The sequence below is a fragment of the Microvirga medicaginis genome, from assembly GCF_052658925.1.
The window spans coordinates 222,882-242,240 of the sequence record NZ_JBQWEL010000004.1 but is presented as its reverse complement, the minus strand read 5'-3'; the positions used below and the strand labels follow the sequence as shown (position 1 = coordinate 242,240).

15 protein-coding genes are annotated in these 19,359 nt (G+C 62.5%); 6 read left to right on the top strand and 9 right to left on the bottom strand.

Translation table 11 applies throughout. From position 1 onward, the window contains the following. Positions 1–6: 6 nt before the first annotated feature. The 4 genes from ACUXUR_RS08415 to ACUXUR_RS08400 are packed head-to-tail and all read right to left on the bottom strand — an operon-like array spanning position 7 to position 5,613. On the bottom strand, positions 7–1,932 hold the full coding sequence (locus tag ACUXUR_RS08415; protein WP_445501894.1) for a glycosyltransferase: 1,926 nt from the start codon (positions 1,930–1,932) through the stop codon (positions 7–9). Then, positions 1,920–3,062 (bottom strand): glycosyltransferase family 4 protein, encoded by a 1,143-nt coding sequence (locus ACUXUR_RS08410; RefSeq protein WP_445501893.1) that lies wholly within the window; start codon positions 3,060–3,062, stop codon positions 1,920–1,922. Before ACUXUR_RS08410 ends, ACUXUR_RS08415 begins: the two co-directional genes overlap by 13 nt. Beyond that, positions 3,059–4,327 (bottom strand): glycosyltransferase family 4 protein, encoded by a 1,269-nt coding sequence (locus ACUXUR_RS08405; protein ID WP_445501892.1) that lies wholly within the window; start codon positions 4,325–4,327, stop codon positions 3,059–3,061. The genes ACUXUR_RS08410 and ACUXUR_RS08405 overlap by 4 nt, the downstream gene beginning before the upstream one ends. Before the next feature lie 8 nt (positions 4,328–4,335). Continuing rightward, complete coding sequence (locus ACUXUR_RS08400) at positions 4,336–5,613, bottom strand: glycosyltransferase family protein (RefSeq protein ID WP_445501891.1); 1,278 nt, start codon at positions 5,611–5,613, stop codon at positions 4,336–4,338. Between the two features lie 269 nt (positions 5,614–5,882). Between ACUXUR_RS08400 and ACUXUR_RS08395 the strand changes: the two genes are divergently transcribed. From ACUXUR_RS08395 to ACUXUR_RS08385, 3 genes are all read left to right on the top strand, one after another. Further along, entirely contained in the window at positions 5,883–8,477 is a 2,595-nt protein-coding gene (locus ACUXUR_RS08395; protein WP_445501890.1) for an ABC transporter transmembrane domain-containing protein, read from the top strand. Beyond that, entirely contained in the window at positions 8,474–8,920 is a 447-nt protein-coding gene (locus ACUXUR_RS08390) for a Crp/Fnr family transcriptional regulator (RefSeq protein WP_445501889.1), read from the top strand. The genes ACUXUR_RS08395 and ACUXUR_RS08390 overlap by 4 nt, the downstream gene beginning before the upstream one ends. Positions 8,921–9,093: 173 nt before the next feature. Further along, the gene (locus ACUXUR_RS08385) at positions 9,094–10,173 is read left to right on the top strand and encodes a transglycosylase SLT domain-containing protein (RefSeq protein ID WP_445501888.1); all 1,080 of its coding nucleotides are present in this window, start codon (positions 9,094–9,096) and stop codon (positions 10,171–10,173) included. Here ACUXUR_RS08385 and ACUXUR_RS08380 read toward each other — a convergent pair whose 3' ends face one another. Both ACUXUR_RS08380 and ACUXUR_RS08375 read right to left on the bottom strand, forming a co-directional pair. Then, on the bottom strand, positions 10,174–10,410 hold the full coding sequence (locus tag ACUXUR_RS08380; protein WP_047189580.1) for an Lrp/AsnC ligand binding domain-containing protein: 237 nt from the start codon (positions 10,408–10,410) through the stop codon (positions 10,174–10,176). It lies immediately after the preceding gene. A gap of 94 nt (positions 10,411–10,504) precedes the next feature. Then, positions 10,505–11,809: a UDP-glucose dehydrogenase family protein gene (locus tag ACUXUR_RS08375; protein WP_445501887.1), complete on the bottom strand. Its 1,305-nt coding sequence runs from the start codon at positions 11,807–11,809 to the stop codon at positions 10,505–10,507. A 160-nt stretch (positions 11,810–11,969) separates the two neighbouring features. Between ACUXUR_RS08375 and ACUXUR_RS08370 the strand changes: the two genes are divergently transcribed. After that, positions 11,970–12,977 (top strand): asparaginase, encoded by a 1,008-nt coding sequence (locus ACUXUR_RS08370; RefSeq protein ID WP_445501886.1) that lies wholly within the window; start codon positions 11,970–11,972, stop codon positions 12,975–12,977. A gap of 118 nt (positions 12,978–13,095) precedes the next feature. Here the strand turns inward: ACUXUR_RS08370 and meaB are convergent, their stop codons facing one another. After that, a complete protein-coding gene (meaB, locus tag ACUXUR_RS08365; RefSeq protein WP_445501885.1) occupies positions 13,096–14,067 on the bottom strand; it encodes a methylmalonyl Co-A mutase-associated GTPase MeaB in 972 nt (323 codons plus the stop codon). A 47-nt stretch (positions 14,068–14,114) separates the two neighbouring features. After that, positions 14,115–14,870, bottom strand: coding sequence for a DUF3750 domain-containing protein (locus ACUXUR_RS08360; RefSeq protein ID WP_445501931.1), 756 nt, complete (start codon positions 14,868–14,870; stop codon positions 14,115–14,117). Between the two features lie 178 nt (positions 14,871–15,048). Between ACUXUR_RS08360 and ACUXUR_RS08355 the strand changes: the two genes are divergently transcribed. Both ACUXUR_RS08355 and ACUXUR_RS08350 read left to right on the top strand, forming a co-directional pair. Further along, entirely contained in the window at positions 15,049–16,029 is a 981-nt protein-coding gene (locus tag ACUXUR_RS08355) for an alpha/beta hydrolase (protein ID WP_445501884.1), read from the top strand. Positions 16,030–16,132: 103 nt separating this feature from the next. Beyond that, the gene (locus tag ACUXUR_RS08350) at positions 16,133–17,116 is read left to right on the top strand and encodes a Bug family tripartite tricarboxylate transporter substrate binding protein (protein WP_445501883.1); all 984 of its coding nucleotides are present in this window, start codon (positions 16,133–16,135) and stop codon (positions 17,114–17,116) included. Between the two features lie 33 nt (positions 17,117–17,149). Here the strand turns inward: ACUXUR_RS08350 and scpA are convergent, their stop codons facing one another. Next, complete coding sequence (gene scpA, locus ACUXUR_RS08345) at positions 17,150–19,318, bottom strand: methylmalonyl-CoA mutase (RefSeq protein ID WP_445501882.1); 2,169 nt, start codon at positions 19,316–19,318, stop codon at positions 17,150–17,152. Positions 19,319–19,359: the final 41 nt, after the last annotated feature.

Here is a 19,359-nt window from a genome sequence, read left to right as displayed (position 1 = left end):
AACGCATCAGGCCAAGGTTGTGATCCTGTTTCTACCCGAAAAGACCTGGTCGGGGCGCATAAGGGGAACTCCCCAATGCCGGAGCTGCATCATCAGCTCCTCGCAGAACGACCAGATGACATTGTCATGAATTAGGTGGTGGGTCAGGAAGCCGATGGGCTCCTCCCGGTCCGCCGTGCCCATGACGCGACGGTCGATGGCAGCGGCGAGATTCGCAATGATGAAAGCCGGATCGGCCAGGCTTCGCGTACCGTGCCAGTCGATCGGATCGATATGCGTGTTGACCTGCAGCAGGCCTTCGACCGGGAAAGCCGCTTTGCGGTCGTTGAAGGTCGAAAGGGCCGTGAAGCCTGTACGGGGCAGATGCTGGATCAGCTCGGGCGAGACCCGATTCCACGGCGGCACGAAAACCGGCAGAAGGGTGCCGCCGAGTTTCTCCCGCGCCCTCTGTAAGGCTTGCTCAGTTTCCGCTGCCATGATGGCGGTCGGCCGGTGAACTCCGAACTCGGCTTTCTTCTGTCCTTCAGGGGCGTGGTTGGCGTGAGACCAGCCGTGAACCAGGGCGAAGGCGGTCTCCTCTTTCCGCAGGCGCTTGCCCAGCGAGGCTTCGAGACGATGAGGAATGACCGCAAGCGCGATGCCGGCTTTGCTGCGACGGCTCAAGGAGAGAAGCCGGTCGAGCTGGGGTGTATCAGCCACCGCATCATCATCCCGCCACCAGGCGCGGATGGCGCAGCCGTAGTCCCTGGCGCGTGCGAGGGCCCGTTCCACCGGAGACCAGTCGTTGGAGCGACGGAGGGCAGGACGGGTTAGTGCGAGGCGTTCCGCAACGGCAACGCTCAGGCGTGCTCCATCGAGGTTGATGTGAGGGGGCGGCAAAGGCGCGCGGGACAGGCCGAGGCGCACGGCCTCAGTAAGATGATGAGGCGACAGTTCCGTTTCAGGGACGATCTCGGCAAGGCCGAGTGCCTTCAGGCGTTCCGCCCGCAGGCGCTGCTCGGTTTCGTGGCCGGCTTCGAATGGAACGAGAATCGATCCGACGCCGCTGCGCAGAAGATCCACCACCGTGTTGTAGCCCGCCTGGCTGATGGACAGTTCGGCTTGCGCCAGCAACGTGCGGAAATCCGGCCTTGCGCGCTCCACCGTCACATGGGCCGGCGCGTCGTCGTGAAGGGCCGCAAAGTCGGATTCCGCAATGCCGCGTCCGATCAGGATACGCCAGGGCTTCTCCGTGATCTCGTTCGCGGCTGCGATGGCGGCGCGGTAGAGCGGCAAGCTCGCAGCACTCGATCCGCCGGAAACGAGAATGCCATTGCGCATTCCCTGCGGAATGGGCTCCGGATTTTCATCGACATAACCGGTGTAGTGAATGAGCGGACCAATGCGCTCGTCCACGGGCCACGTGGCCTCCAGCGGTACGATCTGCGGATCGCCATGAACGAGGACAGCATCGTAGCTTTCGAGAATGCGTGCGTGCGTTTCCTCGATGCGCTCCAGCTTCGAGGGCGAGGCGAGGATGTCGCGGATGGAGCAGAGGACGAGCGGTCGTGGACTCAAGCTCCGTGCCTCGTTGATGAGCGTCATGAACTCATCCGCCAGTACGCGGCGGCCGAAGGGAAAGAGTTCGGTGATGATGATGTCCGGGCGGGTTGCCCTCAATGCCTGAAGGAGAAGGATGCGGCGCTCCGCCAGCCGGAAGTTGTGGACGGGCGCGCCGTCCTCATCGAGCAGCGTCTTGAAATCCGTGCCGATGGTACGCACAGGCGGCAGCTGAATAAACGTGATGCCATCGAGGCCTGTCAGGCGGGATCGAGTGCCGCCCGAAACGAGCGTAGTCTCATGACCGTCCTGCGCGAAAGCCCGCGCAAGAGCCGCCGCTCGTGTGAGATGGCCCGCTCCCAGAAGATGGGTGACGACGATCAGGACGCGCAAGCTCGTGCTCCTCTTCTCGATGTGAGGGGCGCCAAAACCTCGCGTAGCCGCGTGGCTGCGCCAGCAATGGTGCGCTCCCTCGTCATGAAGCGGCGTGCCTCGTCGCCAAGCTGCCGAAGCCGTTCAGGATGTTCAAGCAAGTCTCTCATCGCATCCGCAAAAGCTGTAGCGTCGCCGGGCAAGGTTAAAAGGCCTGTCCTTCCATGCTCCACCACGCTTGAGACACCACCGAAATCGCCGGCGATCACGGCACAGCCGAAGAGCTGCGCTTCCAGCAGCACCATGCCGTAGGCCTCGTTGACGGCGGGCCAGACGAAAAGATCGGCTGCTTCATAAAGAGCGGCGAGATCGCTTCTGCTTTCGATCTGCCCATGGAAGCGCATACGATCCAAGAAAGGCGCGAACAGGCGCTCGACCTCGGCACGCGCCTCGCCATTACCAACGATATCAAGCGACCAGGAGAGATGCGTGACCTTCTCGAGCGCGCTCGCAAGAATGCGATAGGAGGCGAGTTTGTCACCTTCGCGCATCATGGCCACCGAGAGAAGGCGTGGTGTGCTTGCGTTGCGAGGAGAGGTGGGGACCGGCCATTCCGAAGCATCCAGGAATGGCGGTAGATCGATCAGGACTTGATGAGCCGGATGCACCTGTTCCAGCGCAATCCGGTCCTTGGCCGTCATCACGAAGATTGCATCGGCATGATCGAGCGCTTCTTCCGCACCTGCATGGGCGAGAGCCCAGGGCCCTTGGGCGCGTTTTGCCGCTCGTGAACCTTCAGCGATCACATAGGGTATGTTGAGAGCTTCGCTCACCAATGGGCCGATCCAATCGGGGGCCTTGTAATAGACGTGATAGGTGAACCATAGGTGAGGGCGCAGCTTTTCCGGCAGGTTCTTGTAATGGTCTATCAGGCGTGCGGCTTCCGTCAGGGATTGCTGTTGCAGGTTCTCCTGAACCTGCCTGTCGCCGCTCCTGTCGAGGGTTCGCAGCTCGCTGGCGAGCTGCGGCGCAAATCCTGCGGCGTCGAGCGCCTTCATCAGAAGGCGCGCCATGGTGCGGTCGCCCGATGGAAGTGGGTGGTTCGGGCTCTTCAGCGGCGCATAGAACGCGACAGGCTTCTTGGCGCTCACACCGGCTCCGGTTCTTTCAGGTTGCCGACAAGAGCACGAAAGCGCTCCTCCAGCCGATCGATGCCGCCTTCCATGGAGAAGTCCTGGCGAAGGCGGCGATAGGCTGCATCGCCCAATACTTTTCGCCGCTCGGGTTCGCGGGCGAGAAGGTTAAGTGCGTTCGACAACGCCTCCCAGTCGCCGGGTGGAACGAGCTCTCCCTCCACGCCATCGCGGATGAATTCAGGGATTCCCGCAAAGTTCGTGGCGACAAGTGCAAGCCCCTGGGTTGCTGCTTCCATGATGACATTCGGCAAGCCGTCCTGATCGCCGGAGGCCGCTTGCTTGGACGGCAGCACGAAGATATCGGCCTCGCGCAGCAGCGCGATGATGTCAGGCTGAGCCTTCGTGCCCAGGAAGGCGACCTTGTCGGCGATGCCCGCCTGTTGCGTCTGCTGCTTCAGGCTGCTCAGCAGCTCCCCGCCCCCGATATGCGCAAAGCGCCAGTGCAGATCACCCGGCAGGGCGGCGAGGGCCTGGATCAGATCGCGATAGCCTTTCTTCGCCACCGCGCGCCCAACGGATACGATCCGCACAGGGTCTATGGGATTGGTGCCGTCGCGCGCCGGGCGGCTCTCGGGCTGAGCGGGGAAGCGGGACAGGTCGAGCCCATGATAGACAAGCGAGACGCGATCCGGTGAAGACAAGGCCTGTAGGTTCTGAGCGCCATGCGCGGTGCAGGTCACGCCCCAGAGCGCTTCCCGCATCTTCTCGCGCTTTTCCCAATCGGGTGTCGTCCAGATGTCCTTGGCATGAGCCGAGAAGGTCCAGCTACGCCCGGTGAGAAGCGCTGCATAGCGCACGACGGAAGCGGGCGTGTGGAGATAGTGGACGTGCAGATGCTTCACGTCGGCGGGCAGCTCCCGCGCCATGACGAAGGCCTGCCCCAATCGGCGCATGCGATTGGCGGTGACATCCCGCTTCAGGTCGCGCCAGAATGCCTTGATCGTCGCGCCAAAGCCTTTCTGCCCGAGGCTCCAGAACGCACCTTTGAGAACACGCAGCGGCTCCTCGTAGAGATATTCCGGCAGATAGGTCACCCGCGCCTTAATCTTCTTGTGCATGGGGTGGACGGTCCGCTCCGTCGGATGACGGAGAGACCAGATTTCGAGATCAAGCCCACGATCCTGAAGCGCCAGGATTTCCTGCGCGATGAAGGTCTCCGAGAGGCGCGGATAGCCTTTGACGACAATGGCGATCCGCCGGGCTGTAGGTGACGGGAGCATCAGAAGTTTTACTCGGCCGCCTGATGAAAGGCTGGCTTGGACGGGGTTGCTGGCTTGGTGAGAGCCTTAAGCCGCTCCTTCACCCGGTCAAGCCCATCGAGAAGGCCTGGAATGGTGACCTCCGATGGACGCGGCTGCGAGCAGAGGCCGCGCAGGGCCTCCGCCATACGCTCCGGCGTGCGGGGCTTCTTGTAATCGCTCAGCATGCGCACGAGACCGAGGCGTTCGGCCTCGACGGCGCGAATATATTGTTCAAGGCGCGGCTTCGTGCGCGGCACGATCAGGGTGCGCTTGTCGAAGGAGAGCGCCTCGCAGAACGTGTTGTAGCCGCCCATGGCCACGATGGCGTCCGCCTTCTTCATGAGCCGCTCGATCTTGGTGTCGAAGGCGATGGCGTCGAGCTTCGGCTGCTGGGCGATGCGTTCCACGAAGGCGCGGCGCTGATCGCGGTCGATGAAGGGACCGAAGACGATCAGCGCCGGCTGCTCCAGCGTCGGATCGGCCTCATAGGCCGAGATCACCCAGTCGATGAGATCGTCGCCGTCCCCGCCGCCACCGGTGGTGACCAGGATGAAGGGCTGCTTCGTGATCTTCGGGTACTTGGTCAACGATGGGGTGGGTGGCACCTCCCGGCGCAGATAGCCGGTATAGGTGATGCGCTTCTTCACGCTGGCGGGCAGGTCGAACGCCTTGAGGGGCCGATAGAAATCCTTGAGGCCATAGACCCAGATTTCGTCGTAGTAGCGGATGAGGGCTTCCTTCGCGCCCTTGCGCTCCCACTCGGGAACGAGGAGAGCGGGTTCATCCATCACGTCCCGGATGCCGAGCACGAGGCGGCAGCCGCTTGCCTGCAGATAATCGAGGGCTGGAACAACCTCGCCGCGAAAGCCGGTCGGCTCCTTGTCGACGATGAACACGTCCGGCTGGAACGCCTTCGCAGTCTGGAGGATCAGCGCTTGGCGCAGGCCGGTGGCCTCATCAATGCTCACATTGAGATTGAGGCTGCGGTAGTCCCCGTCTGGGAGCTTGGTCACGCCGGGAATGCGGATGTAGTCGACGCCGCTGCCGAACTCGAAATTGCCGATGACGGGCGAACCCGAGATGATCACCACCGAAGCGTCTGGCCTATCTTCGACAATGGCGTTGGCAATGGCGCGCGAACGGCGCAGGTGACCAAGTCCGAAGGTGTCGTGGCTGTAGATCAGAACCCGAGGGCCGCTGGCCCCATCAAGGCTGGCCGAGCGCGGATCAGGGTCCTTGTTCAAGCTGGTCACCAAATCCGCCATGCGGCTGCCCCTTGGCAGGAGGGCGCGTCAGTTGACGTCGCATCCTCCGTCTCTACCTCTTCTAAAGCCCCACTCGATCAGATAAGACAGTGATCAAGATCGGGAAGAGGTTCATTCCAGAGTTTAAGTGGTATAACTTTACGTCAATGGAAAAGAGCCTCTTTCGATATATATGGATTCACTCAAAACGCGACCAGCTATTCATTTGCTTTGTCGTGCTTTTGTCCCAGCCTTTTTACTTCATTTCACTGGACCTTCCTCGCCAGATCGTGAACCAGGCCATCCAAGGTGAGGCCTTCAAGGAAGGGAACGTTACGGCACCGTTTCTGCAGCTTGGCTTCGAGTGGCCGCAATGGCTGGGGGGCGGGTCCGTACAGCTCTTCGAGGGGTTCCAGGTGGGCCGTATCGGTCTCCTGATCGGGCTCTCGTGCCTGTTCCTCTTCTTCGTCGTCGTGAACAACGGCTTCAAATATTGGGTCAACATCTCCAAGGGCGTGCTTGGAGAGCGGATGCTCAGGCGCATGCGCTTCGATCTGTTCGCCATGGTGCTGCGCTTCACGCCGGAGGCGCTGCGGACCGTCAAGTCGTCAGAAACCGCCACCATCATCAAGGACGAGGTCGAGCCTATTGGCGGCTTCATCGGGGATGCCTTCATCACGCCCGTTTTGCTGGGGCTTCAGGCTTCGACGGCGCTTTTCTTCATCATGGTGCAGAACGTCTGGCTCGGCCTTATGGCGCTAGGCGTTATTGCCGTGCAATTCACCATCATCCCCCGATTGCGGCGCGAGCTTCTGCGTCTCGGCAAGCAGCGTCAGCTCGCCTCTCGCGAACTCGCAGGGCGCATCGGAGAGGTGCTCGATGGCATCGAGGTCGTGCATGTGCACAATGCCTATGCCTGGGAGAGGGCGGAAATCGGCAATCGCCTCTTCGGGCTCTTCAACATCCGTCTGAAGATCTACAATCGCAAATTCGCGGTCAAATTCCTCAATAACTTCCTGTCGCAGGTCACGCCGTTCCTGTTCTACGCAGTGGGTGGATATTTCGCCCTGCGCGGTACGCTCGATATCGGTCAGCTGGTCGCCGTGATCAGCGCCTATCGCGAATTGCCGCCGCCCCTGAAGGAACTGATCGACTGGGATCAGCAGCGTCTCGACGTGCAGGTGAAATACGATCAGGTCACCCAGCATTTCGCGGAAGAGCGGCTGGGCCCGATGATCGAGCCCAAAGAGGAAGGAGAGGACGCGCCGCTCGTCGGTACTCTCACGGCCGAAAATCTCAGCCTCAGCGGACCCCATGGAGACATGATCATCGACAATGCCTCCTTCTCGCTGGACTTGCCGGCGAAGGTTGCGCTGATTTCCAATGGCAGCCCCGCCGCAAGCATGATGGCTCGCGTCCTGGCCCGCCGTATTTCGAACGTCGATGGCCGCATTCGCATCGGTGATCGAGATCTCGCGCAGCTCCCCGCTTCCGTGGCCGGTCGCAGGATTGCCTATGCGGGTGTGGACCCCATCCTCTTCCCCGGCAGCATTCGCGATAATCTTATCTACGGCCTGCGCCTCAAGCCCGTGGCGCAATCCGAGGAGGGCAAGCGAGAGGCAGCCTACCGCGTGGCCGAGGCTGCGAGAACCGGGAACCCTTTTGAGACCGTCGCCGATCAGTGGATCGATTACCGACGGCTTGGCGTCAAGGACGCGCAGGAGCTCGACCGGGTGCTGGTGAAACTCCTGGAGCGTGTCGAGATGGGTGAGGCGATCTACCTGTTCGGTCTCGCGGGCTGGATCGACCCTGAGCGCCACACCGCCCTCGCGGAGCGCTTGGTCGAGGCGCGCAGCCGCCTGCGGGAGAATTTCCGGTTGAACGGCATGGCCGATCTCGTCGAGCCTTTTGATATCGATCACTACAACGATCAGGCCACCGTCGCCGAGAACCTTTTGTTCGGCGTCCCGGTCTCGGACGAGTTCATGGGGCGCAATCTGGCCCAGAACCCGCAATTCCGGAGTGCCATCGACAAGGCTGAGCTGACAGACACTCTCACGACCATGGGTCTCCAGATCGCCGAGACCATGACGGAAATCTTCCAGGGACTGCCGCCGGGGCACTCCCTATTCGCGCAGTTTTCCTTTATCGGGGCGGATGAACTGCCCGAGTTCCAAGCGATTCTTCGGCGTCGAGCAAGGGGCGCAACCAATCTGAAACAGGAGGAGCGTATGCGACTCCTCGCCTTGCCCCTGGCCTATATTGAAGCCCGCCATCGCCTGGGACTTCTGGACGACGATCTTAAGAAGCGGATCGTCGAGACGCGGAGCCTTGTTCGCGAAACCCTCGAGAAGGGATTTGCAACCGGCGTCGAGTTCTACGATCCCGAGAAGATCTGCTCGGCGGCGCCCTTGCGGGATAATCTTCTGTTCGGCCGGGTCAATTACCAGGTGGCGGACGCCCGGCACCGGGTGGCCGAGGCGATCGCGGCGGTGATCCGGGAGTTTAACCTCCTGGAGGATGTGGAGCGCATCGGTCTCGACCACGAGGTCGGCACGGCGGGCAGACTCCTCTCGCCGCAGGAGCGCGCCAGCGTCAATCTGGTGCGCTGCTTGGTGAAGCGCCCCGATATCATGATCATCGATGGGGCACTCGCTCCCTTCGACGAGGAGCGTGCCGAGAGAATTCTTCAGGCGCTCTTCGACGATCTTGAACAACAAAGCCTGTTCATGGTGCTGCCTAATGATCGACAGGCGGCGGCTTTCGATGTTCAGATGCGGGTGAACGACGGACGTATTGTCACGGAGAAGACGGCTGGTCCGCAGGGAAGGACTCCCAAGCCCGAAGCGGAGGCCGCCCAGAGTGTAGCAGGAGAGGTGGCATGACCCTTGAGACCGAGGTTCAGTCCCTGAGACAGGTGCCGATGTTCCGGGATATCGATCCGGCAAGGCTCAAGCTCCTCGCCTTCACCAGCGAGCGGGTGCAATTCGCCAGTGGCCAGCGATTCTTCTCGCAGGGAGATCCGTCCGATGCCGCTTATGTAGTCCTCGACGGACGTGCGAGCGTACTCCTTAATACCCCGAATGGAGAAATCCAGGTCGCTGAGCTTTCAAACAATGCCCTGGTCGGCGAGATGGGCATTTTGTCCGACACCCCCCGTTCCGCAACGATCATGGCCACCGAGCCGACCACGGCACTTCGCATCGACAAGCGTGTTTTCCTTGAGCTTCTGGCTCAATTTCCCCAGATGTCGCTGGCCGTCATGCGCGAATTGGCACAGCGCCTCGAGCGCACGAATGCGCAGCTCGTAGCTCAGTCTTCCTCATAAAATTCCCGGATCTAGGGATCCTTTCCCGGGGAAAAGACGCTTTTTAAGCCCGTAAGATTGGCTTCTTACGGTCAAGCTGTCCGATTCTCGACACATCTACCCGTCAACTCTTGTCCCAGAATGACACAAGGGGTGGTTCGGCCCCAATGCCGAACTTCGCGGGAACAAGTGTGATGCCGAGTAATGCAAGAACGCTGCTGTGCGCCGTGCCGCAACCTGTTGCGGATCCGCGCCAAGGCGGCCGCCGCCGCCGAACGGTCCGTGTGGCCCTTGCTCTGGGCCTGATGGTTGGATTCCAGGGAATGACGGCGGGTCCTGCCGCCGTCGCCACCCTGCCCACGGCCATGGCGTACAACAATCACTCGTCCCCGGTGAAGCCGCTGGCGGTGGCCAATCCTGTGGCGGCTTCGGTGGCCTTCACGCCGGAACTCGGCAAGCAGCCGGGCCTCTTCAAAGCCATCATCGACGGTGCGTTCTCGTTGAAGAAGAAGGTGAAGCCGGAACGGGAGGAGCTTCTCCCCGAGGCCTCGGGCAATCCGGATGAGATCATCCCCTTCAACGGGCGCAACATTCCGCGCTGGCTGGTTCACTCCATCCTCAAGGCGGCACATGTGACAGGCGTGGACCCGGTCTACATGATGACCCTGGCCGACGTGGAATCGAGCCTCTCGCCCGAAGCCAAGGCTCCAACATCCTCTGCCGAGGGCCTGTTCCAGTTCATCGACCGCACCTGGCTCGAGATCGTTGCCATGCACGCTGCAGATTACGGCTTCACCGCCGCAGCCGAGGCCATCCGCATGGTCAATGGCGAGCCGTCGGTGAGCGACAAGGATCGGGAATGGATCATGAATCTGCGCACCGATCCCTACTTCTCGGCGCTGATGGCGGGCGAACTGATCAAGGACGTGGAGCGCGCCCTTATCGCTCAAGGCGAACGGGAGCTTGCAGAGGCAGAGCTCTACCTTGCTCACTTCCTGGGAGCGAAGAGTGCCGTACGCTTCCTCGAGGTTCTGGATCAGGACCCGAACATGAAGGCTTCCAAGCTCTTCCCGAAAGCCGCCAAGGCCAATACGGGCCTGTTCATGGAAGGCAAAGGCCGCAAGCGCCGTCCGGTCACGGTCGCCGAACTCTACAACAAGATCGACTCGAAAATCGTCCGCCGCCTCGACCGCTACGAGGGCATCGGCCCCTATCTCGCGGAGGTCACGCGCCCGGCCGGTGACGTGACGGAGACCAGCGCCGTCACGCAGTGATCAGAACGCCTTGAAGGTGATGATCGTGTGCGTGTCGGCGATCTCAGGGATGGATTGCACGTTCTCGGCGATGAAATGGCCGATATCGACCCCGTCATCCACGTGGAACTTGGCGAGAATGTCGTAATTGCCGGCCGTCGAGTAGATCTCGGAAGCGATCTCCCGGTCGGCGAGGGCGTTGGCAACCGCGTAGGTCTTGCCGAGCTTGCATTTGATCTCGACGAAGAAGGTCTGCATAGGGCGCTCCAAAAGGCATCGGCTTCAAGCAACAACGACGTGAGGGGATGTATGGCACGGGAGAGCGTCCGCGTGAACACCTCTCCATCCGAAGTCAGACACGCCCGATGCTGAAATAGGTGAAGCCGTTCTTGCGCATCTCCTCGGGGCGGTAGACGTTGCGCAAATCCACCACCACGGGCGCGGCAAGGGCGGTCTTCAGCCGCTTGAGGTCGAGCGCCCGGAACATGTCCCATTCGGTGACGATCACCAGCGCATCGGCTCCCTGGGCGCAACCATAGGCGTCTCGGGCATATTCTACGTCCGTCAGCAGGGCGCTGGCGGCTTGCATGCCTTCTGGATCATAGGCCCGCACCCGGGCGCCGGCATCCTGCAGCGCGGTGATGATGTCGAGGGACGGGGCATCACGCATATCGTCGGTATTGGGCTTGAAAGTCAGGCCCAGCACCGCGATCGTCTTGCCGCGCACCGCGCCGCCGCAGGCCGCAATGACTTTCCGTCCCATGGCGCGCTTGCGCTGGCTGTTGACCGCCGCCACAGTCTCAACGATGCGGATGGGCGCGGCGAAGTCCTGCGCCGTCTTGATCAAGGCCAGCGTGTCCTTCGGAAAGCACGAGCCGCCATAGCCCGGGCCTGCATGCAGGAACTTGGACCCGATGCGGTTGTCCAGGCCGATGCCCCGCGCCACGTCCTGCACATTCGCGCCGACCTGCTCGCACAGGTCCGCGATCTCGTTGATGAAGGTGATTTTCGTGGCCAGGAACGCGTTGGCTGCATACTTGGTGAGTTCCGCCGTGCGCCGGGACATGGCCAGCACTGGGGACTGGTTGAGATAGAGCGGCCGGTAGACCTCGTTCATCACGCCTTGAGCGCGGGGATCGTCGGTGCCGATGACGATGCGGTCCGGGCGCTTGAAATCGGCGATGGCCGCGCCTTCGCGCAGGAACTCCGGGTTGGAGACCACGGCGAATTCCGCGTCGGGCCGGATTTCGCGGATGATGCGCTCGACCTCGTCGCCGGTACCCACGGGCACGGTGGATTTGGTGACCACGACCGTATAGCCGTCCATGGCGGACGCAATATCGCGGGCGGCCTGGTAGACGTAAGAGAGATCGGCATGGCCGTCGCCGCGGCGGGAGGGAGTGCCCACCGCGATGAATACCGCCTCGGCGTTCTTGACGGCCTCGGGCAGGTTGATAGTGAAGGTCAGGCGTCCTTCGCGCACGTTGTTGGCGACGATATCGTCCAGGCCGGGCTCGAAGATCGGGATTTCGCCGCGGTTGAGAGCCTCGATCTTGCTCGGGTCCTTGTCCACGCAGCACACTTCATGACCGAAATCCGCAAAGCAGGCCCCGGACACCAGCCCCACATAGCCCGACCCGATCATCGCAATGCGCATCAGGATCTCTCCTTTGTCTCAAGAGCGAGGGTTTAGGGCGCTGGAGACTTGGCCGCAAGCCGGAATGCCAAAAGGGTTCGTGACTCTTTTGAAACAATCCCCCCTTTGACATCTTGCAAAAGCGCGCCCAAAAGACCGCCGTTTTCATAACGGGGCATTCATGGATAATCCTTTCCTTGTCGAGGTCATCCGGGGGCAGCTGGTCGAATCGCGCCATCGGGGCAGCGTTTCCGTAGTCGATGCGGAGGGTGCGACCGTCCTGTCGATCGGTGACGTGGACCGGCGCGTGTTTCCGCGCTCTGCGGTCAAGGCCCTCCAGGCCCTGCCGCTGCTCGAGCGTGGTATTGCTGATAAATACAATTTGACGGACGAAGAGCTCGCGCTGGCCTGCGCCTCTCATTCCGGTGAGCCGGAGCATGTGCGGGTGGCCGAGACCATGCTGGCCAAGGCCGGGCGGGATGTGGGCTGCCTGGAATGCGGGACTCATTGGCCGATGGGCGAGGCGGCGAGCCGGGCGCTGGCGGCAGAGGGCAAAATCCCGAATGCCCTGCACAACAACTGCTCCGGCAAACATGCGGGCTTCATCTGCCTGGCCTGCGGGACGGGCAATGACCCAAAGGGCTATGTGGGCGCGAACCATCCGGTGCAGCGCATGGTGCGCGAGGCCTTGGAGGATGTGACAGGCGCCTGCCACTCGATGGAAAAGAGCGGTATCGATGGCTGCTCGATCCCGACTTATGCAGTCCGGTTGCCTTCGCTCGCCTTCGGTTTTGCCAAATTCGGCACGGGTACCGGGCTCTCAGGCGGGGCCAAGGCAGCGGCAGAGCGCATCCGCAAGGCTGTTGCTGCTCATCCCTTCATGGTGGCTGGTACCGGACGCTTCGACACCAGGCTCATGGAGATCTTGAGAGAGCGCGCCTTCGTGAAGGTCGGTGCCGAGGGCGTCTATTGTGCCACGTTCCCGGAACTCGGCTACGGCATCGCCCTGAAGGCCGATGACGGTCACACGCGGGCGGCGGAGGCCATGATGGCCGGCCTGATTCTGCGTTTCCTGCCCCTGAGCGATCAGGAGCGAGCCGCCGTCGAGGCCTTGGCGCAGCCGGTATTCAGGAACTGGAACGGCATCGAGGTTGGCGGCATTCGCCTGACTCCTTCGCTTCTCGGGTAAACCCCTCCACGTCATGGCCGGGCTTGTTCCGGCCATCCACGCCTTGGAAGCGCAACGTCGGAAGGCGTAGATCCCCGGGACAAGCCCGGGGATGACGAAGAGGAGATGATGTGACGGGCTAAAGACCGAGCAGCGTCACGATCTCGCTTGCACCGGCATTGGGGGAGAGGCTGCCCTCGGCAATGGCTTTCTCGATCTCCGGTACGCGTTTTTTCAAAGCGGGGTCCTGCCTAAGCCGCTCATGCATGCGCTCTTCGACCAGAGCCCACATCCATTTCGTGTCCTGAGCCCGCCGTTTGGCGGCGAGTTCACCGGTCGCTTCAAGGCGTTTGCGGTGATCCAGCACCTTCCTCCACAGCTCGTCGAGGCCCTCTCCGGTGAGTCCTGAGATCGTCAGCACGGGCGGTGTCCAGGTCGGGGAGGCTCGGGCGAGGATGTGGAGGGCAGCCTTGTATTCGGCGGCAGCCGCCTTCGCCTTCGCGCCCGCATCGTCCGCCTTGTTGACGGCAATCAGGTCGGCAAGCTCCAGAATGCCCTTCTTGATGCCCTGCAGCTCATCGCCTGCGCCGGGGAGCATGAGCACGAGGAAAAAGTCCGTGAGATCGGCGACCGCCGTTTCCGACTGTCCGACGCCGACGGTCTCCACCAGGATCACGTCGAAGCCTGCGGCCTCGCAGAGCAGCATCGTCTCTCGGGTCTTGGCGGCAACGCCGCCGAGCGTCCCCGAAGAGGGGGAGGGGCGGATGAAGGCGTTCGGGTCGGCAGAGAGCCGCGCCATACGCGTCTTGTCACCGAGGATCGCGCCGCCCGTGCGGGTGGAGCTGGGATCCACTGCGAGCACGGCGACCTTGTGGCCCTTCTCGGTCAGCATGGTGCCGAGCGAATCGATGGTGGTCGACTTGCCCACTCCCGGCACGCCGGTGATTCCGATGCGCACGGCCTTGCCCGTGCGGGGCATCAGCTCCTGGAGGAGGGCGCGTGCGGCCTCCCGGTGATCGGGCCGACGGGATTCCATGAGCGTGATGGCACGCGCGAGCGCCGCGCGGTCGCCTCGCGCCACGGCCTCTGCCGTCACATCCGTTTTCTTCATTGAACCCCCGGCCATGGGAATAGCCTTACCGGATTCGACTACGACTTTCACCAAGTGATCGGGTCCATTCCGATCCGCCCCCAGGCTGGAATCTTGAGCGCAGGGCGGCGGATGTCGAACCCGGCGACCAGTCCCATGAAATCAAGCTCGATGCCCTCGACCCAGCCGAATGCCAGGCCCGCGTAACCGGCGAGCGAGATCTGGATACCGGTGCGGCTTGGGGTGAGCCCGACGAGATCCTGCAAGGGTCGCCAGTCCTTGCCCAGGGCGGTTGGCGGCAGGGCGGCATTCAGCTCCGGCACCGAGCGCAGGACATGGGCCACGAAGGTATTTGAGTTAGGGCCCGGCCAGGCGTTGTAGGAGCCGTAAGCAGCGTAAGGATAGGTCGAGACCGCCTTGCGGATCTGGGGAATCAGCCGTTGCGCATCCTCTCCCTCGATCAAGGTCACAGGATGGGGCGCATTGCCGAACCAGCGCCCGTCCGGCGCCCATCCGTTGGTCCGCACGGGGCTGCCCCAGCCGACCTTGTCGTAGCGGGTGTATTGGCCGGCACCGGCCTCCTTCACCACGATCCAGGTGTGGTGGGCGAAGATGCCGCGCCAGCGGCCCACCCGTGCCGCATAGACCGCGACGATGGCCTGCGGAGTTTGCGAGGCTGGCGGGAGCAGTTTCGCACTCGACCAATCCGCAGCGCGCCAATTGGGCGCGACATCCTCGCGCAGGGTCCACCAAAGGGCGTGGGTGCTCAAAGGCAGAATGAAGAGGCCGATGATGACGAGAAGTATGCGCGAGAGGACGATCATCAGGCGGATGGTATGGGGAGCCTCGCCGGCCATCAAGGCGCAGGCCGGCCTCCTGTCGTTCACCAATGCTTTACCTTGAGGCGCAAGGAATGGGGGCATTCCCCGGCTTTGCCTTGCGCATGCCATGATCGGGGGCAACACAACACCGACCCTCCTTACCTCTTGATCCTCCGGCCTCATGTTGCTGTCCATCTCCCGCCTTGCCGTCGTCTGTCTGACCGCCATCACCCTCTCCGGGTGCATCGGGGGAGATGACAATGCCCTTATGAGCCCGCTCTCCTCGCCGCTTCCGGGGCTGGAGAAGGACCCGAAGCTGCTGATCGCCACCACACGTCTGCCGGTCGGCGATCCGCCGAAGAAGCCCTGGTTCAGCAGCGAGCGCTCGCCGGATCTCGTTTATGCGGAAGCACGCCTGACGCCGCCTTCCGGCTCTCTCATCGGCAGTTCGGAATGGACGATCTCGAAGGTTGATTCCCTGAATCGCACCAATGCGGCCCAGGCCTTTGCGCAGGCGGCATTCGGACGCGACCTGCTGCTCTACATCCACGGCTATCGCGAGAGCTTCGAGACGGCCGCCGCTTCCACCGTCGATCTGTCGGAGGGCATCAAGTTCCCAGGCGCCACAGGCCTCTTTACCTGGCCTTCCGCCGCCTCCACCTTGAGCTACGTGGCCGATCGCGAGGCCGCCATGTGGTCGCGCGATGCCCTGGAGGATCTGCTCACCGCCATCGCCAAGACGCCGAGTGGCGGGCGCATTCATATCGTGGCGCACAGCATGGGCACGCTGTTGACGCTCGAGACCCTGCGCATGCTGCGCGCTTCCGCCGGCGAGAGCGCCATGGAGCGTATCGGCGCGGTGGTGCTGGCGGCGCCCGATATCGACATCGATCTGTTCGCACGAGGCTTGGAGCGACTGGGACCGGATGCGAAGAAGATCACCGTGATCAGCTCCACGAACGACCGCGCGCTTGCCATGTCGAGCCGTCTTGCGGGCGGTATCATCCGTGCAGGTGCGGCGGACCGCGAACGGCTGGAAGCTCTGGGTGTTCGCGTGGCCGACGCTTCCGAGTTCGGCGGCGGCATCATCAACCACGATCTCTTCCTCTCGAACCCGGAAGTGCAGCAGGTGGTGAAGCGCGCCATCGAGCGGGAGAAATAATCCCGCCCATCCGTGCAGCTCGCGCGGTTCCTGGACGCTCAGCTTGTCCGCAAGAGGTCCAGGATTAGTTCTTCCTTCAAAGATGATCACTTTGGAGGAAACGATGACCTGGACCCGCCGCAAAGTCCTTGCCGGCATGGTGGCTGCATCCGCAGCCTCGACCTTTTCAAGGGGCACCTTCGCGCAGACCGATTATCCTGCAAGACCCGTCCGAGTCGTCGTGCCTTATGCGGCGGGTGGCGGAACGGACTTTTTCGCACGCTTGGTCTTTGCCGAAATCGGTAAGCAGCTGGGTCAGCAATTCGTCATTGAGAACAAGGCCGGTGCCGGCACCAATCTCGGCGCAGAGGCTGTCGCCAAGGCCGAGCCCGATGGCTACACGCTCCTCCTCGGCGACACGGCGACCTACGCCACCAATCGCACGCTCTACAGTAAGCTCTCATTCGATCCTTACAAGGATTTCAGCCCGATCTCCTTGAGCGGCCGTTTCGCCCTCGTGCTGCTGGTCAACACGAACAAGCTCAATGTCAGATCGGTTCAGGAGCTTGTCGCCGCCGCCAAGCAGAATCCCGGCGGCATCTCTTATGGCACTCCCGGTTTGGGGAGCCCGTTCCATCTCGCGACAGAACTCCTTGCGCAAGAGGCCGGGATCAAGCTGACCCATGTGCCTTATCGAGGAGCGGCTCCGGCCGTGCAGGATCTGGTGGCGGGCAATATCGGCATGATGTTCATCGATTTTGCGACGGCCCGCTCGCAATTGTCGGGTCCAATCAATGCCATCGCGGTCGCGTCGCCCGGTCCGTTCGCAGGACTTCCTGGCGTGCCGCCTGTCGCTGCGGATTTCCCCAGCTTCGAGGCATGGGCTTGGCAGGGAATCGTAGCGCCCGCCGGTACGCCGCCCGGGATCATCGCAAAGCTCAACGAGGCCTACCGCCGTGCCGTGAGTCAGCCGGAGATCCGCGACAAGCTCACAGGTGCTGGCATCGAGGTGCTTCAAAGCACGCCCGAAGAGATGTCAGCCTATATGCGAGCCGAAGGCGACAAGTGGGAAAAGGTGATCAGGACGGCCAACATCAAGCTTGAATAGACGGCACCCGTGGTGCCGCCATGAACGACTTGATCATTCCGCCGCCTGTTTGGGTCCATAGCCCAGTCTGCGGTTCAGTTCCTCGACGAGGTTGACGGCCGCATCGGCGATGACGGTACCGGGTGGGAAGATCGCTGAGGCGCCGGCCTGATAGAGCGCGTCGAAATCCTGCGGCGGGATCACGCCGCCGACGACGATCATGATGTCCTCGCGGCCGAACTTGGCGAGTTCGCCTTTAAGCTCCGGTACGAGCGTCAGGTGGCCTGCTGCGAGCGACGACACGCCGATGATGTGCACGTCGTTCTCGATAGCCTGACGCGCGGCTTCCGCGGGCGTCGCGAAGAGGGGGCCGATATCCACGTCGAAACCGAGATCGGCGAAGGCCGAGGCGATCACCTTCTGGCCGCGGTCGTGACCGTCCTGGCCCATCTTGGCGACGAGGATGCGCGGGTGGCGGCCGTCGTCGTGCTCGAACTGTTCGACGAGCTGGCGGACCTTCTCAACGGCAGGTGAAGCCATGCCGACCTCCCGTTTATAGACACCCGAGATGGCCTTGATCTCGGCGCGGTGACGGCCCCAGACCTTTTCGAGCGCGTCGGAAATCTCGCCCACTGTCGCCTTCACGCGCGCGGCTTTGACCGCAAGATCGAGCAGGTTGCCCTGGCCTGTCGAAGCGCCCTTCGAGAGCGCGTCGAGGGCTGCATCCACATCCGCCTGGTTGCGCTCGGCGCGCAGCTTTTTGAGCTTCTCGATCTGCTGGGCGCGCACGGCCGCGTTGTCGACCTTCAGAATGTCGATGGAAGCTTCGTCCGTGGGCTTGAAGGCGTTCACGCCGATGATCTTCTGATGGCCTGAATCGATGCGTGCCTGCGTACGGGCAGCGGCCTCCTCGATCTTCAGTTTCGGAATGCCCGCCTCGATGGCCTTCGCCATGCCGCCGAGGGCTTCCACTTCCTGAATGTGGCTCCAGGCTTTCTCCGCGAGTTCCTTCGTCAGACGCTCGACGTAATAGGAGCCGCCCCATGGATCGATGATGCGCGTGGTGCCGCTTTCCTGTTCGAGGAAGAGCTGCGTGTTGCGGGCGATGCGGGCCGAGAAGTCGGTGGGCAGCGCCAGCGCCTCGTCGAGGGCGTTGGTGTGCAGCGATTGCGTGTGGCCCTGTGTGGCCGCCATGGCCTCGACACAGGTGCGCACCACGTTGTTGAACACATCCTGCGCGGTGAGCGACCAGCCGGAGGTCTGCGAATGCGTGCGCAAGGGCAGCGACTTTTCGCTCTGCGGGTTGAAGCCCTTGACGAGCTTGGCCCAGAGCAGGCGCGCTGCGCGCATCTTGGCGACTTCCATGAAGAAGTTCATGCCGATCGCCCAGAAGAAGGAGAGACGCGGCGCGAACTGATCGATGGTGAGGCCCGCCTGGAGACCTGCGCGGATATATTCCACGCCGTCAGCCAGTGTATAGGCGAGCTCCAGATCCTGCGTCGCACCGGCTTCCTGCATGTGGTAGCCGGAGATCGAGATGGAGTTGAACTTCGGCATGTTCGCCGAGGTGTAGGCGAAGATGTCCGAGATGATGCGCATCGACCCCTTGGGCGGGTAGATATAGGTGTTGCGCACCATGAACTCTTTGAGAATGTCGTTCTGGATCGTGCCCGAAAGCTTCGCGGCCGGAACGCCCTGTTCCTCGGCGGCCACGATGTAGAGCGCGAGCACGGGCAGCACCGCGCCGTTCATGGTCATCGACACGCTCATCTGATCGAGCGGGATGCCGGCGAACAGCGTGCGCATGTCGTAGATGGAATCGATGGCGACACCCGCCATGCCGACGTCGCCCGCGACGCGCGGATGATCGGAATCGTAGCCGCGATGGGTCGCGAGATCGAACGCGACGGATAGGCCTTTCTGACCGGCGGCGAGGTTGCGCCGATAGAAGGCGTTGGAATCTTCAGCCGTGGAGAAGCCTGCGTATTGGCGCACGGTCCAGGGCTGGTTCACATACATGGTGGGGTAGGGGCCGCGTAGGTATGGCGGGACGCCCGGGAACGTGTCGAGGAAGTCAATCCCAGCTCGATCCTCGGGGCCATAAGCGGCCTTAACGGCAATGCCTTCCGGCGTGAGCCAGGGCTCTGCTTGAAGCTGCACTGCGGGCGAGGCTTGGGAAGCGCCGGCCCAACCAAGGCTCGAGAAATCCGGGATGCGTGTCATGACCTTGAAACGGATGCCTCATCGAATGGGAGAGGTGTTGA

Excerpts from the sequence above, each read along its gene's own strand:
- ACUXUR_RS08405 (WP_445501892.1), bottom strand. The coding sequence starts at position 4,327 with ATGCTCCCGTCACCTACAGCCCGGCGGATCGCCATTGTCGTCAAAGGC.
- ACUXUR_RS08400 (WP_445501891.1), bottom strand. The coding sequence starts at position 5,613 with ATGGCGGATTTGGTGACCAGCTTGAACAAGGACCCTGATCCGCGCTCG.
- ACUXUR_RS08390 (WP_445501889.1), top strand. The coding sequence starts at position 8,474 with ATGACCCTTGAGACCGAGGTTCAGTCCCTGAGACAGGTGCCGATGTTC.
- ACUXUR_RS08385 (WP_445501888.1), top strand. The coding sequence starts at position 9,094 with ATGCCGAGTAATGCAAGAACGCTGCTGTGCGCCGTGCCGCAACCTGTT.
- ACUXUR_RS08380 (WP_047189580.1), bottom strand. The coding sequence starts at position 10,410 with ATGCAGACCTTCTTCGTCGAGATCAAATGCAAGCTCGGCAAGACCTAC.
- ACUXUR_RS08375 (WP_445501887.1), bottom strand. The coding sequence starts at position 11,809 with ATGCGCATTGCGATGATCGGGTCGGGCTATGTGGGGCTGGTGTCCGGG.
- ACUXUR_RS08370 (WP_445501886.1), top strand. The coding sequence starts at position 11,970 with ATGGATAATCCTTTCCTTGTCGAGGTCATCCGGGGGCAGCTGGTCGAA.
- meaB (WP_445501885.1), bottom strand. The coding sequence starts at position 14,067 with ATGAAGAAAACGGATGTGACGGCAGAGGCCGTGGCGCGAGGCGACCGC.
- ACUXUR_RS08360 (WP_445501931.1), bottom strand. The coding sequence starts at position 14,870 with ATGATCGTCCTCTCGCGCATACTTCTCGTCATCATCGGCCTCTTCATT.
- ACUXUR_RS08355 (WP_445501884.1), top strand. The coding sequence starts at position 15,049 with ATGTTGCTGTCCATCTCCCGCCTTGCCGTCGTCTGTCTGACCGCCATC.
- ACUXUR_RS08350 (WP_445501883.1), top strand. The coding sequence starts at position 16,133 with ATGACCTGGACCCGCCGCAAAGTCCTTGCCGGCATGGTGGCTGCATCC.
- scpA (WP_445501882.1), bottom strand. The coding sequence starts at position 19,318 with ATGACACGCATCCCGGATTTCTCGAGCCTTGGTTGGGCCGGCGCTTCC.